Origin of the sequence: Paenibacillus sp. NPDC093718 (assembly GCF_050279985.1) — a bacterium.
In the GTDB taxonomy this organism is placed as follows: Bacteria; Bacillota; Bacilli; order Paenibacillales; family Paenibacillaceae; genus Paenibacillus_AQ.
This window is the reverse complement of the sequence record NZ_JBNNUS010000002.1, coordinates 470,767-484,938: the sequence shown is the minus strand read 5'-3', so window position 1 is coordinate 484,938 and position 14,172 is coordinate 470,767. Positions and strand designations below refer to the sequence as shown.

At 50.4% G+C, this 14,172-nt stretch carries 14 protein-coding genes; 9 read left to right on the top strand and 5 right to left on the bottom strand.

The window, feature by feature from the left end; translation table 11 throughout:
• Nucleotides 1–65: 65 nt before the first annotated feature.
• Nucleotides 66–278: a hypothetical protein gene (locus ACQKPA_RS07920; RefSeq protein WP_427491033.1), complete on the top strand. Its 213-nt coding sequence runs from the start codon at nucleotides 66–68 to the stop codon at nucleotides 276–278.
• A 20-nt stretch (nucleotides 279–298) separates the two neighbouring features.
• Here the strand turns inward: ACQKPA_RS07920 and ACQKPA_RS07915 are convergent, their stop codons facing one another.
• Nucleotides 299–736, bottom strand: a complete 438-nt coding sequence (locus tag ACQKPA_RS07915) for an SgcJ/EcaC family oxidoreductase (RefSeq protein ID WP_427491031.1) — start codon at nucleotides 734–736, stop codon at nucleotides 299–301.
• A gap of 282 nt (nucleotides 737–1,018) precedes the next feature.
• Here ACQKPA_RS07915 and ACQKPA_RS07910 point away from each other — a divergent pair, with 282 nt between their 5' ends.
• On the top strand, nucleotides 1,019–1,324 hold the full coding sequence (locus tag ACQKPA_RS07910) for a hypothetical protein (RefSeq protein WP_427491029.1): 306 nt from the start codon (nucleotides 1,019–1,021) through the stop codon (nucleotides 1,322–1,324).
• Nucleotides 1,325–1,458: 134 nt separating this feature from the next.
• A complete protein-coding gene (locus ACQKPA_RS07905) occupies nucleotides 1,459–1,572 on the top strand; it encodes a sporulation protein YjcZ (protein ID WP_194542276.1) in 114 nt (37 codons plus the stop codon).
• 82 nt (nucleotides 1,573–1,654) lie between these two features.
• On the opposite strand, the gene ACQKPA_RS07900 is transcribed toward ACQKPA_RS07905, so the two are convergent.
• Both ACQKPA_RS07900 and ACQKPA_RS07895 read right to left on the bottom strand, forming a co-directional pair.
• Nucleotides 1,655–2,692 carry an anthranilate phosphoribosyltransferase gene (locus ACQKPA_RS07900; RefSeq protein ID WP_427491027.1) on the bottom strand — a complete coding sequence of 346 codons (1,038 nt, stop codon included), beginning with the start codon at nucleotides 2,690–2,692 and terminating at the stop codon, nucleotides 1,655–1,657.
• Nucleotides 2,689–3,312: an ANTAR domain-containing response regulator gene (locus ACQKPA_RS07895; protein WP_113058084.1), complete on the bottom strand. Its 624-nt coding sequence runs from the start codon at nucleotides 3,310–3,312 to the stop codon at nucleotides 2,689–2,691. Before ACQKPA_RS07895 ends, ACQKPA_RS07900 begins: the two co-directional genes overlap by 4 nt.
• Nucleotides 3,313–3,666: 354 nt before the next feature.
• On the opposite strand from ACQKPA_RS07895, the gene nirB reads away from it, so the two are divergent.
• The 6 genes from nirB (at nucleotide 3,667) to ACQKPA_RS07865 (ending at nucleotide 11,540) form a co-directional block, all read left to right on the top strand.
• Nucleotides 3,667–6,099: a nitrite reductase large subunit NirB gene (nirB, locus tag ACQKPA_RS07890; protein WP_427491026.1), complete on the top strand. Its 2,433-nt coding sequence runs from the start codon at nucleotides 3,667–3,669 to the stop codon at nucleotides 6,097–6,099.
• Between the two features lie 13 nt (nucleotides 6,100–6,112).
• Nucleotides 6,113–6,433: a nitrite reductase small subunit NirD gene (gene nirD / locus ACQKPA_RS07885; protein ID WP_427491698.1), complete on the top strand. Its 321-nt coding sequence runs from the start codon at nucleotides 6,113–6,115 to the stop codon at nucleotides 6,431–6,433.
• 81 nt (nucleotides 6,434–6,514) lie between these two features.
• Nucleotides 6,515–7,390: a formate/nitrite transporter family protein gene (locus ACQKPA_RS07880; protein WP_427491024.1), complete on the top strand. Its 876-nt coding sequence runs from the start codon at nucleotides 6,515–6,517 to the stop codon at nucleotides 7,388–7,390.
• Between the two features lie 8 nt (nucleotides 7,391–7,398).
• Nucleotides 7,399–8,154: a uroporphyrinogen-III C-methyltransferase gene (cobA, locus tag ACQKPA_RS07875; protein ID WP_427491022.1), complete on the top strand. Its 756-nt coding sequence runs from the start codon at nucleotides 7,399–7,401 to the stop codon at nucleotides 8,152–8,154.
• A 260-nt stretch (nucleotides 8,155–8,414) separates the two neighbouring features.
• Nucleotides 8,415–10,064: an FAD-binding dehydrogenase gene (locus tag ACQKPA_RS07870; RefSeq protein ID WP_427491020.1), complete on the top strand. Its 1,650-nt coding sequence runs from the start codon at nucleotides 8,415–8,417 to the stop codon at nucleotides 10,062–10,064.
• A gap of 144 nt (nucleotides 10,065–10,208) precedes the next feature.
• Entirely contained in the window at nucleotides 10,209–11,540 is a 1,332-nt protein-coding gene (locus ACQKPA_RS07865) for an MFS transporter (RefSeq protein WP_427491018.1), read from the top strand.
• Nucleotides 11,541–11,589: 49 nt separating this feature from the next.
• Here the strand turns inward: ACQKPA_RS07865 and ACQKPA_RS07860 are convergent, their stop codons facing one another.
• Complete coding sequence (locus ACQKPA_RS07860) at nucleotides 11,590–12,507, bottom strand: aldo/keto reductase (protein ID WP_427491017.1); 918 nt, start codon at nucleotides 12,505–12,507, stop codon at nucleotides 11,590–11,592.
• A gap of 238 nt (nucleotides 12,508–12,745) precedes the next feature.
• The gene (locus ACQKPA_RS07855) at nucleotides 12,746–14,005 is read right to left on the bottom strand and encodes a cytochrome P450 (protein ID WP_427491015.1); all 1,260 of its coding nucleotides are present in this window, start codon (nucleotides 14,003–14,005) and stop codon (nucleotides 12,746–12,748) included.
• Between the last annotated feature and the right edge of the window lie 167 nt (nucleotides 14,006–14,172).

Below are 14,172 nucleotides of genomic sequence, written 5' to 3'. Positions count from 1 at the left end.
CAGTAAGCCTGTCGGAAGAAGACAGAGCTTATTGCTTTTTTTTGTGATTACGACGTACCGCGGTTATGAAACCCTTCCGAGGCAGACATGTTGCGGAGAATGCTGCATCACAAGTGTTCGACAAGCATCCCGGCAGCTGGGAAGTCCAGACGAATGCTACGGATCGCAATAAGCGGGCGCAGGCATTCTGGAGAAAGACGATGAACAATTATGTTTCGGACTCATGCGTGCAGGAATTTGTTGCCACGAGGGATGACAATGAGAAGCTGCATGGATGATAGACTCACTCTTATTGTGGTTATCCTTTACGGTGCGACTGAATTAAAGTATTCTGACCTGCAGCAAGTTGCCAAGTGTCTTGGTTCTTGACCATCACATAGATTGCCAGGCTTCCTTGTCCGTCCTCGATGAGTTCCCCCTTCGATGTAGCCGGATACTGTCGTATATGCGCGATGGCCACATCCTGGCGTAAGAATACAAGTTTCTCAACGAAATACTTTGCGTATGAATGAAGAAGCGTTCCTTTTAAAACAACTTTATGTGCGTTATTTATTTGCTCCCAGCCTGAGAGCATCTCCCCTATAACATTGACCCAAGTAGAGTCTTGGGTAAAGTGACGATCCAAGGCATCGGCATCATGTTGATTAAATGCCGATTCCATATCGGCAATCGTTTGTCTGATGAAGCGATCTTCCTGCTCCTCAAATACCTTGTGATTTTCCTGGATGTTGGACATTGCGAATAACCTCCTTTTATTTGTACTGCACTATGGGTCGATACCTCTTCATCCATATAATTGATTTCTGTGATTTCATCTTAGATGATAAGATATATAATTAAAAATATATTTCATGGCAGGAGTATATGCCTTCAGGTATATAAGCGAGTTGTGGGATAATCAAGATGCTCGAAGATCTCGTTAACGATAAAAGAATAGATCGACATTACATCAAAAGAAATTGAGCAGGAATTAAAAGCGAAGGCAGCAAACGGCGAGAAATTCGTATACTCCGACATCATGAAGTCGAATGAAGCGTCCGCGGCGATTCTGAATTTTAATAAAGGAAAAGTAAAACTTCAAGTCGTTGCGAGTTATATTGTTCCTGAACAGCCAATGGGCGGAACGCCTGTGCGGCAGAAGAAACCGAACGAGAAGAAGGAAACGATCGTCATTAACGGAGTGGAATGCATCTACACAACCGACTCCAAGGGAAGGGATCACCTGGATTGGGTGGATGAGGAGCAGCAGATCCGGTACAGCATTTGGGCGGAGAGTGCCAAATCGGATGTGCTAAACTATGCCAAGAAAATGATTGCGAAATAAGATATTGCCCTTAAGAATCCGAATTCATATTGACTCAACACCAGTCTGGTATTATTTTATTTCTCTATAGTCTAAGCTCTTTGAATTATCGAGCATAGGATGTTGTGTTCGGAAAAGTAAAGGAGGTTAGAACAATGGGTGAAGTTGGTGGATACGGCGGAGGATATGGTTCCGTTGGAGCAGTACTGGTTCTCTTCATTCTCTTGGTCATCATCGTTTCTGCATTCGGATTTGGATTTGGAGTTTAATAGGTATTAAAAGAAACCCGCACCGCTTGCCCGGTGCGGGTTTCTTCTGTTCTTACTGAAACATGACGAACGAATGGTGAGATCAGGCCATCATTTGTGATGGATTACGAAGCATGGACAGCCACTCGCCATATAACGCCTCCGGTTTACCCGACTCCAGCAATGCTTTACATGTATAAATTCCTTCTTCGATGGACTTTACCCTGTCCGCCAATTGTAAACGAACAGCTCCATTCAGCAGAATCTGGTACATAAAAGCGATATCCCCCTTACCCTGCAGAACCTCTGCGGTAACGTTAGCTTGTTCGGACGGGGTCCAGCTTATGTCCGGAACGGGCGTATCGAGTCCGTACGCTTCCGGATCAATGATATGGAGGCTGGCTTCACCGTTCTCAATCCGGTAAGTCCGCGTGGGCCGGTGAATGAACAGTTCATCGGAGCCTTCACTTCCCTGAATGATGATCGCTTTCCGATAGCCGAGTTTTAGGATCAGTCGGCTTAAACGGTCAAAGACCGTGTTATGGTATACGCCGAAAGTTAGGAAAGGAGAATGGGAGTAATCCACAAACTTTTCGGCCGTGTTGAGCACGGTCCGCATACCGAGCTCCTCGCGGATCGGGCGAAGATTCTTAAGCGGGGGACACCATTCCTCAGCATGTACATATAATACGCCAGATTGATGGGCTGCGCGGATGCATGATTCTTTTGACAGTAACGATCCGGATATCCCCTTCGCTGCAAGTATATCCGATAATGTGATCCCCCACTTCGGGGGCAGTGATGCGGTTCCATGCAGAGTGACAGGCAGATCAGCAGCAGCCAGCACAAACGCGGTGGCTAACGTAGAGAAAAAGGAGGACTTCCTGCCATCATAAGGTCCTGCGCAGTCTACGCCCTCATGTACAAACGAACGGTCCGCATATTCACGGCAAACCTGCACGAATGCCTCCAATTCTTCCACGCTTTCCATTTTGATGCGTTCCGCAATGAAAAAGGCACCGATCTGAGCAGGGGTTGCCTGCAATCCGAGAATCGATTCTGCAGCCTGCAGCGCTTCTTCGTAAGTTAAGTCACGTGTGCCCCGCTTGCCGCGACCGACTTCTTTTAATAAGTGGATCATGATTTTTTTGCACCTCCTGAACCGGTCTCCTGCAGCAATTGATACAACTTGACGATCGAGGTTGCGACATCCACCATTCTTTTTCTTTCATTCATCGCCTGTTTGCGCAGGACATCGTACGCTTCGGATTCCGAAATATTTTTCATCTTGCATAGAATGCCTTTGGCCATATCAATCCATTTACGCTCTTCAATGCGAGCAAGGAGCTGCGTTCTTTCATTATGCCACTGCTCTCGTTCGTAAAAATGCTTGGAGCTAAAATGCAGCGTCCAATGCAGCTCATGCTCCTTCATGGCGGGAAATAAAAGTCCATCAATGATAACATCATCCTCACATGCTTCGAGAGATTGCGAAGCGGCATGATCACTGCACCACCACAGAACCGGAACTCGCTTTTGTTGTTCAAGGGTGCTGGACCACGATTTGATTGCGGCAACCGGTAGGTGGAGAACCGTTCCGTCTGCTTCCATGATTCCAGCCAGCGCTTGCTTCTCACTTCGGGCAAGGAGGACCTTGTATCCATAAGAACGAAGGATAAACTCCGGAAGAAGCGCCCTGGCATCTGTGTCACTTCGCTCTGAAGCAGGGACCGGATGGTGGATAACCAGCAATGAACGCATGGATTGACGCTCCTTTCATAAATGATATCCGTCAGTTATAAGCTGTTAGTAAAAACAGATATTATGTTAAATTATATAACATATATCACAGGTAGATGTCGATATTTAATTAATTTTCTTCATTTCATGTCAAATATGTTGACAGTTAGCACGGGGTATTGTATATTTCCCTCAAGAACTTTAAATTTCCCGGATACAAAGGTGTATCCCATTAGCGGCAAAGAAGCCTGCTTTCGTTCCCGGTAAGAGTGTGCCTACTCTACTGGAGCGAATGCAGGCTATTTTGGTTTCTGTAAGGCTTCTGATGAATCAACAAGTATATTCTAAGGTGTTAGACGGAGGGGAGCGCAAACCATGACAAAAAAGAAGTTAGTAATGATCGGGAATGGTATGGCAGGGGTACGGGCAATCGAGCATTTGATTAAGCTTACCCCGGAGGCTTATGAAATCACGATATTCGGATCTGAGCCGTATCCGAATTACAACCGGATTATGCTGTCTTCCGTTCTTGCAGGCGGAGCCGACATGCAGGAAATTATAATCAACGATTGGGATTGGTACAAGGAGAATAACATCCATCTATATACCGGCCACACCGTAACCCGGATCGATACCAAGAACCGTAAAGTGTACTCCGATCAGGGAGCTGCGGCCGAGTATGATTCATTGATTATCGCAACCGGTTCGAATCCGTTTATGCTTCCTCTGCCTGGCGCAGACAAGGAGGGAGTTATCGCCTTTCGGGATATTAAGGATTGCGAGATTATGGTGGAGACTTCCAAAAAATATAAGAAAGCCGTTGTCATCGGCGGCGGATTGCTTGGTCTTGAAGCAGCAAGAGGGCTGCTCCATCTCGGGATGGATGTTTCGGTGGTTCATCTTAGTCCCTTTATCATGGAACGGCAATTAGATGAGACCGCAGCGAAAATGCTGCAGCTGGAATTGGAAGCCCAAGGCATGAAGTTCCTGCTTAGTAAAAATTCAGAGGCCATTGTGGGCCGAAAGCGGGTCAAGGAGCTCCGCTTCACGGATGGGACGCGTGTTGAAACAGATCTGGTCGTCATGGCTGTCGGGATCAAGCCCAACGTCATGCTGGCACAATCCGCAGGAATTGAAGTCAACCGGGGAATTATCGTAAACGACTATATGGAGACGAGCATTCCTGGGATCTACGCGGTCGGTGAATGCGCCGAGCATCGTGGGATCGCGTATGGGCTTGTCGCTCCGCTCTACGAGCAGGGAGCCGTGCTCGCCAAGCATCTGGCAGGTGTGGAGACAAGTGGTTATGGCGGGTCCGTACTATCTACCAAATTGAAGATCTCCGGTGTAGACGTATTCTCGGCAGGTCATTTTGCAGACCCGGAAGGATCCCGGTCGATGCGGTACCAGGACGAAGTTGAAGGTGTATATAAAAAACTTGTCATCCGCGATGACCAGCTCATCGGAGCTGTTATGTTCGGCGATACGGGAGATGGGCCAAAGCTGTTCTCGCTCATGAAAAGCGGCGAATCCATCAAGGGCCGGGAGAAGGAGCTTTTGTTGGGCTTCACGGGCAACGCCGGTGCAGTATCGGCGGAACAGCGGCTGGCTCAGCTAGCGGATGATGAGATCATTTGCGGTTGTAACGGTGTGTCGAAAGAAACGATAAAAGATGCCATTCTCACGAAAAATTGCAACACCGTTGCTTCCGTTAAAGCTTGTACAAAAGCATCGGGATCCTGCGGCGGCTGCAAACCTCTTGTTGAGGGACTGGTTCAGTTATACGCCGGAGATGCAGCAGGGGAACCTGTAAAAGAAGGGATATGCGGGTGTACTTCGCTAGGACGGGATGAAATTATCGCAGAAATTACCCGTCTTGGACTTGGAACCGTCAAAGAAGTGATGAATGTGCTGGGATGGGACAATCCGGAGGGATGTTCTAAATGCCGGCCATCGTTGAACTACTATCTGGGTATGCTGTTTCCGGAATCCTACGTGGATGAGAAGGAATCCCGCTTCACGAACGAGCGATATCATGCCAACATTCAGAAGGATGGCACGTATTCCGTCGTTCCCAGAATATATGGCGGGGTGACGTCGCCGTCGGAGCTAAAGAAAATCGCAGAGATTGCGGAAAAATTCGATGTGCCGATGGTTAAGATTACAGGCGGACAGCGGATCGACCTGCTTGGCGTCAAGAAGGAGGATCTGCCGAAGATGTGGGAGGAGCTCGATATGCCTTCCGGGTATGCTTACGGTAAAGCTCTCCGTACGGTTAAAACTTGCGTGGGGTCCACGTTTTGCCGATTCGGCACCCAGGATTCCATAGGCATGGGTGTACGCTTGGAAAAAGAGTTTGAGCGGCTGAGCACCCCAGCCAAAGTGAAACTTGCGGTTTCCGGATGTCCAAGAAATTGCGCGGAAGCGACCATCAAGGATTTTGGAGTCGTAGCGATTGATGGCGGATGGGAACTGCACGTCGGCGGCAATGGAGGCGTTCATGTTCGGGCTACGGAGTTATTGTGCATCGTGAAGACGGAAGATGAGGTGCTCGAATGGGCCGGGGCATTTATCCAATACTATCGGGAAAACGCGCAGTGGAATGAGCGAACATCGGTTTGGATCGAGCGAGTCGGCTTGAACCATGTGAAAAAAGCATTAGAGAAGAAGGAGGACCGCGTCGCGCTCTTCTCGAGAATAAAGCTGGCTTTAAGCAAGCAGAAGGATCCGTGGAAGGAAATTACGTCGGACAGCGGGCTTCGTAAAAACTTCGTGCCTTTGCCTGATGCTGAACCAGTGACGAAATAGGGGGAATCCAATGATGACGAAACTGCATGTAGGATATGTAAACGAAATTGATCATAAGGGCTCAAGGACCATTGAAGTCGGCGGAACGGAAATCGCGCTGTTCCGTTTATCGGATGGGGATATTCTGGCTGTGGAGAACAAGTGCCCGCATAAAGGAGGAAAGCTTTCGGAGGGAATGGTGTGCGGGAAGCAGGTGCACTGTCCTCTGCATGATTGGAAGATCGATCTATGCAGCGGGCAGGTTCAAGAGCCGGATACGGGTAATGTTAACACCTACCAGGTTGAAGTTGATCCGGTAAGCGGCGCGATTTACCTGCAGGATCGTACGGCTTGACGCGAACCAGTTACCGTATTGCTGTAATTTCAGAGGCATTTCAAAAGGTGAGTGATTGATTCATTAGAGGGGGTGCACGATATGGATTATGTGAAACCGAATCAGGTAATGGATGACATGATCGAGGCCGGAGCCGCGAAAGCCCGGCTGAAGACTTCGCAGATGCTCATCCGCGGCATGTTATCGGGCGCCATCCTGGCGTGCGCCACCACGCTAGCTTTTACCGCTTCGGACCAAACGAATATCCCGATGGTAGGCGCGCTCCTGTTTCCGGTTGGCTTTGTGATGATTGTACTGCTGGGCTTAGAGCTGGTAACTGGAAGCTTCGCACTCTTGCCATTAGCCGTCCTGCAAAAAAAGGCTTCAGGTGCCTCTATGCTTGCGAATTACGGATGGGTAATTCTCGGGCATGTGATAGGCTGTCTAATTTATGGGGGGCTCTATACACTTACCGCGACCAGGATGGGGACGGATATGAGTCATCCGCTTGTTCAGATGATCATCGACACCAGTGAAACAAAGACACTCGGCTATAAGGCCCTGGGCGTGAGCGGCATGCTGCTCGCTGTGATCAAGGCTATGCTCTGCAACTGGATGGTGACGCTAGGCGTTGTCATGGCGTTTACGTCAAGCTCAACGATAGGGAAAATCGTTGCGATGTGGCTGCCCATCCTGGTCTTTTTCGGTCAAGGCTTCGAGCATGCCGTGGTAAATATGTTTGTGATACCGGCGGGCATGATGCTCGGGGCGGATGTCAGCATGGCCGATTGGTGGCTCTGGAACCAAATCCCCGTATTAATAGGTAATTTTATTGGCGGAGCGGTATTTACCGGGGCGATGTTGTACTTATCCCATTTCGGGTTCGGAAAGCGCAGCGAGGTTAAACCGATTGGGAAGGTCCATCATGGACTCAGAGTTATGGAGGCGACAGCGGTTCCGGTCGATAAAAGACGATGAGGGCGGGCATGGTGTATATTGTTGGCGCAGGTCCGGGAGATCCGGAGCTGATCACACTGAAAGCCCTCCGGCGTATTCAGGAAGCGGACGTCATTATGTATGATCGACTGGTGAACGATGAGCTGTTGAGTTACGCGAAGAAGGATGCTTTGCTCGTATACTGCGGTAAGGCACCCGGCAGCCATTCCGTTCCGCAGGAGAGGATTAACGAGAACATGATAGACTTTGCCCTTGCAGGTCATGATGTCGTCCGGCTCAAGGGAGGTGATCCGCTGATCTTCGGACGAGGCGGCGAAGAGGCATGCGAATTGGCTGCACGAGGCATTCCCTTCGAGATCGTGCCCGGCATTACCTCGGCTTTGGGCGCAGCCTCCTCCACAAGGATACCTCTGACCCACCGTGGAGCCAGTACTTCGGTAGCTTTTGTCAGCGGAACGAGCTGCCATGGAAATGAGCGGGGCGTCAGGTGGGACTTGCTGACTCACAGTGTGGATACGCTTGTGGTATACATGGGCGTTAGCAGAATGAACGATATCTGCAAGGAGATGCTCGCTCATGGCAAGCCGTCGTCGACTCCCGTAGCTATCGTTGAACAAGGGACTCGGGCAGAGGAGCGAACCATAACGGGAACGCTCGGAACCATCCACAAGATTGCTCTTCTTATGAATGTGAAGAATCCGGCGCTTCTGATCATCGGTGAAGTTGTGCGAGTGAGGGATCAGCTCCTGAAACTGGCTGCGGAGGCGGAGGAACGGACAGGATAAAAGGAACGAAACGTATATATACGCTGACAATAGGAGTGAACCCTTATTCACGTGGGGTTCACTTTTTTTTGGTGTGAAACAGGTTTGCAGCACAGGGAAGGCATACACTATATGAAAGCGGCATGTGTTTTACACGATTCCAATTTGCAGAAGGTGGGAAACGCTTTCATTTTGGAGAATCATGTTTAAACAATCAGACGTGATATTACCAGCGTGTTGCAGGTTCTGCTTGTTTATATATCTGCGCGGGGGTGGCATGTATGAAATATGACGTAATCGTGGTGGGAGCAGGGTTATCCGGTCTAGTGGCAACCGCAGAAATGGCCGAGGCTGGCAAGCGAGTGCTGCTGCTTGATCAAGAACCGGAAAGCTCGCTGGGCGGGCAGGCATGGTGGTCTTTTGGCGGGTTATTCCTTGTTGATTCGCCGGAGCAGCGAAGACTGGGCATCAAGGATTCCCGTGAATTGGCGTGGCAGGACTGGCTTGGAGCCGCTGGTTTCGATCGGGAAGCTGACGAGGATCGATGGGGACGACTATGGGCTGAGGCTTACGTTGACTTTGCGGCTGGCGAGAAGCGGGCATGGCTTCATTCGTTAGGGGTTCGTTTCTTCCCCATTGTAGGCTGGGCGGAACGCTGCGGATATCTCGCGGAGGGGCATGGCAATTCCGTGCCGCGCTTTCATATTGTGTGGGGTACAGGACCTGCAGTCGTACAACCATTCGAGTCCAGGGTCAGAGACGCCATACGTTCAGGCATGGTTGATTATCGCCCTCGTCACCAAGTGGATGAACTTATCACACGGGATGGTGCCGTGACAGGCGTAAGGGGTTCAGTCCTTGTTCCGAGTTTGGCTTGTCGCGGTGAAGCAAGCTCCCGAGAGGTGGTTGGCGACTATGAATTTATGGCAGAGGCCGTTGTTATCTCCAGCGGAGGCATCGGCGCCAACCACGAGCTGATCCGGCAGCATTGGCCATCTCGTCTCGGTAAGCCTCCACAAGCGATGCTCTCTGGCGTTCCCGAGCATGTGGATGGGCGGATGCTGGCAATTACGGAGCAAGCAGGCGGGCGAGTCGTCAACAGGGATCGGATGTGGCACTACACGGAAGGGATTAAGAATTGGAGTCCGGTCTGGTCAAAGCACGGAATCCGGATACTGCCGGGTCCTTCTTCTGTTTGGCTTGATGCCAAGGGGCAAAGGCTCTCTGCCCCGAATTTTCCGGGCTTCGATACGCTGGGAACCTTGAAAGTCATTCAGGATACAGGCTTTGATTATTCCTGGTTCATTCTCACCAGAAAAGTGATAGAGAAGGAATTCGCTTTGTCCGGATCAGAGCAAAACCCGGATTTGACCGGAAAGAGCATCCGCAAAGTGTTGGGTAGAGCAGGATCGGGCATCCCGGGGCCGGTGCAGGCATTCCTGGATCATGGGGAGGATTTTGTAGTTGCCGATTCACTGTCTGAGCTAGTGGACGGCATGAATAAACTGACAGGCAGCGATCTGATCAAGCGGGAGGACATGGAGCGTCAGCTGGCCGCGAGAGACCGCGAGATGGACCATGCATTCACCAAGGATCTGCAGATTACGGCGCTTCGGGGTGCTAGGAATTACATCGGCGATCGTCTGGTACGCGTAGCCAAACCGCATAAATTTCTTGATCCGGCCCAGGGTCCGTTGATCGCGGTACGCTTACATATTCTTAGCCGGAAAACGCTGGGCGGATTGCAGACGGATCTATCAGGGCGGGTACTGAATGCAAACGGCGAGCCGGTTCCCGGACTCTACGCGGTTGGAGAAGCCGCGGGATTCGGAGGGGGAGGCGTTCACGGATACCGCGCATTGGAGGGAACGTTTCTGGGAGGCTGCCTGTTCACGGGGAGAAAGACGGGCCAGAGTATTGCGAAGTTCTGAGGATGAGACGTTCATGTTTCGGTTAACGCACGGCAGATTGCAAGTTGGTTGGCAGATTCTATATGGCCAGACAAATGAAATTTTCCTCTTACCGTAGGAAGGTTTATGGTATTCTGTTTAGTAGCACATGAAAGGAGAATGTCCATGTCCCATGATCAGGATATTGCTGAAACCAACACGAAGCGGCAATCCCATATTCAATCTTACATCGATTCGCCCGATTTGCAGAACCAGCTGTATAAGAAGACCCTCATCGTTGTGATCCTCTCGCAAATATTCGGTGGGGCTGGTCTGGCCGCAGGATTGACGGTCGGTGCGCTACTGGCACAGGATATGCTCAAAACGGACAGCTATGCAGGAATCCCTGTTGCTCTTATCACGGTCGGTTCCGCACTGGGTGCCTGGTATATTGGCCGGCTTACCCAGCGCTATGGAAGAGGGCCGGGTTTGGCTGCCGGATTCCTGGCGGGTGGAATTGCCGCGATCGGAGTCATATTGGCTGCCGTTTATCACAATATTTATCTGTTGTTCGCTTCGTTGTTGATTTACGGTGCAGGTACCGCTACGAATATGCAAGCTCGTTATGCAGGTACGGATTTGGCTAAACCTTCACAGCGTGCAGGAGCGGTCAGCATGGCGATGGTTTCTACCACCTTCGGTGCCGTTGCGGGCCCGAATCTGGTGGGGGTTATGGGGAACGTTGCCGAATCCTTCGGGATTCCTGCATTGGCCGGACCGTTTATTTTGGCGGCCGTGGCTTTTATTCTTGCAGGCCTGATCCTGCTATTATTCCTGCGTCCGGATCCTTATGCGATAGCCCAAGCCATTGAGGAAGCAAAAATGAAAATTTCCGGTGATTCTTCTGCCGGCACGGTGAACGGATCAAAACGAAACAAACGGGGGGTTATGGTTGGAGCCTGCGTGATGATATTGACTCAGGTGGTCATGGTCTCAATCATGACCATGACGCCTGTCCATATGAAACATCACGGACATGATCTAGGAGCGGTAGGTTTGGTGATTGGCATTCATATCGGAGCGATGTACCTGCCTTCGTTAATCACAGGTTTTCTCGTGGATAGAATCGGCCGCATCAGCATGTCAATCGCTTCGGGCGTCGTGCTCTTGAGCTCCGGGATTCTTGCCGCTGTAGCTCCCGCCGAATCCATGCCGCTGATCATAACGGCGCTGGCTCTGCTGGGGCTGGGTTGGAACCTTGGGTTTATCAGTGGAACGGCCCTCATCATCGATGCAACCCATCCATCCGCCCGCGCCAGAACGCAGGGAACAGTGGATGTCTTGATTGCTTTGGCGGGAGCATCGGGCGGCGCTTTATCCGGTATGGTGGTTGCCAATACCAGTTACGGTACGCTTTCCATCGCAGGAGGTTTACTGTCACTGGTGATGATCCCCGTTTGTCTAAGCGTGGTGAACAAGCGCAAACCTGCTTCATCCTCAAACAACGCGGCATTATAATGAAACAGCCTCCTGTCGTAGTCGACAGGAGGCTGTTTTGTAATGGCCTTTAAGGCAGGATGTTGCCTGCCGCACGGTAAATGGCATACCATTCTTCGCGGGTGAGCGTTACTTCGCCGGCTTTAATACAGTCCTGCAAACGACTGATATTCATCGTCCCGATGATCGGCTGCATATGTGCAGGGTGACGAAGAAGCCATGCGATGGCAATCGTAGTATTGGTTACGTTGTATTTTTCCGCAATTTCATCGATCTTCTGATTAAGCTCAGGGAACTTGTCGCTCCCAAGGAATACGCCTTCAAAGAACCCGTATTGGAAAGGAGACCAAGGCTGAATCGTAATGTCGTGAAGTCGGCAGAAATCGAGTACGCTGCCATCGCGGTTAACTGCGGCGTCATTCTCCATATTGACGTTGATCCCGCTTTGTATCATGGTGGTGTTTGTAATGCTGAGCTGCAGCTGATTGGCCACGAGCGGCTGCTTCACTGCTTTTTTCAGCAGCTGGATCTGCATCGGATTCTGGTTGGATACGCCGAAATGACGCACTTTACCGGAGCTTTCGAGTTTATCGAATGCTTCAGCCACCTCTTCAGGCTCAACTAACGCATCCGGACGGTGCAGAAGGAGTACATCGAGATACTCGGTTTTGAGTCTTTTTAGGATGCCATCAACGGAATTCAAGATATGCTCTTTGGAAAAATCGAACATGCCCTGACGGATACCGCATTTGGATTGAAGAATGATCTTCTCGCGGACTTCTGCATTCATATGTATCGCATCTGCAAAAATCTCCTCGCAAGCTCCGCCGCCATATATGTCGGCATGATCGAAGAAGTTGGCTCCTTCCTCCAGTGCGGATTGCACGAAACGCTCGGCTTCCGCTTTTTCCAGCGAATTTATGCGCATGCAACCAACGGCTACAACAGGTACTTCCAGTGAACTGCTTCCTAGTTTCATCGTTTTCATGATTGCGGTCCTCCCATTCAAAATACGTCATGCTGACAGTCTCTAGTTTATTGTGACATGCAGGGGGCAAGGTGTACAAGCTTAAATTTGACAAGAGAGCTTGGGAATCATTGAGCGAGGGAAGAGGTTTGTGAAAATTTGATAGAGAGGATATATACCACTGCGTTATAAAAGCTGCGGCAGCCGGGTCAGGCGTGGTGAATCACTTGCCGCCTGACTACCGCATAACCTTGCTGTTTTAATACAGCGCTTTGACTTTCCGGATAATGATACGACTGTGAGGAAGGGACGGCATATCGTGAAAGCTGAAGCTTACGTCCTGTACAGGCACTTCATAACTCATCTTGTTCGCGAGAAAATCCAGACTCACCTTCATGATCTCGAGCGTAATCCACTCCCCGGCACAGCGATGTCCCGTATGATGATCTCCGCCTCCTTGAGGGATGAAGCTAAAGGGGCTCCCGTTCCAATCGTCGAAACGATCCGGCTTGAACAGCGCCGGCTGATCCCACAGACGGGGATGATGATTCGTTCCGTATAAGTCGAGGATCGTGAGCACGCCTTTATCAAATGCATATCCGTTCCAGGTGAAATCCTTCCGTGCACGCGCAGGCGCAAAGGGGAAGAAGGGGTAGAACCGCCGGACTTCCTGGACAAAATTCTTGAGCTGCTTCTCGTCGGACATCATCAATTTTTCACGCTCTTCGGGCTGCTGAATGACAGCTAAAGCAGTAAAGCACACGTAAATGGCAACCGCTACGATGGGGCGGAGAATGTTCAGGATCTCTACCGCTGCGGTTTTCTTATCCAGGAGCTCGCCCCTAAGATTGCGGTGCCAGGATATTGTATGCAGGGCGCTGCCCTGCTTGGGGTCGAATACTCCACTGCGCACGTCAACTACGAGCTCTTGTATCCATTTTTCCGCTTTAGCCCGGGCATTTTTTCCTTTCCTGTGCTTGATTCCAAAGGCTGCCGTAGCCTCAATCATGTCAGCAAGCCAGCCCGTTTTCTCTTTCACTTTCGCTTCGGGAAGCGGCACAGCCGCCCATTCACAGGCCACTCGGCACAGAATTTCCTGAGCTTCTTTATAGATCTCGACTTTATCCCCGGATTCCCATCGATTTACAGCCAGTTCCCAATGTTTACGGGTGATTTCTCTCATGCTGCCAAGAGCTTCCCTGGACATCATCGACATAAACATCGCTTTGCGATGATGATGCTCTTCGCCATCCAGCGTCTGGACTCCGTCTTCACCAAACAGGGTTTTCAGCACGCGTTTCGGCGCTGCACCGCTACGAACAAACTTCTCCTGATCATAAAATAGTCTGGCCGCTTCTTCTCCACGCATGCAGATGGCACGTTCCCCCAATAGACGCGTCTCGAACAGATCAGATTGAAAGCCGATGGTTCTGTTGGTAATGAACAAATAACCTTCGCGCAGCACATTCAAGCTGTGATCCAGCCCCTCTTCCTTGGGCATCGGTTTAATATTTTCCATAGTGATTGCCTCCTGGTTATTCATGATTAGAAATGAAAACGTGCGTCCAACACAATACATCTTAAATACCCGTTCTCATCCGATTTGAACAAACCAAGTTTAACCATTATGTCAAAAGACTACACGCCAGAACCTGATCGCCAAACGACCGGATATCCTCCAGATAG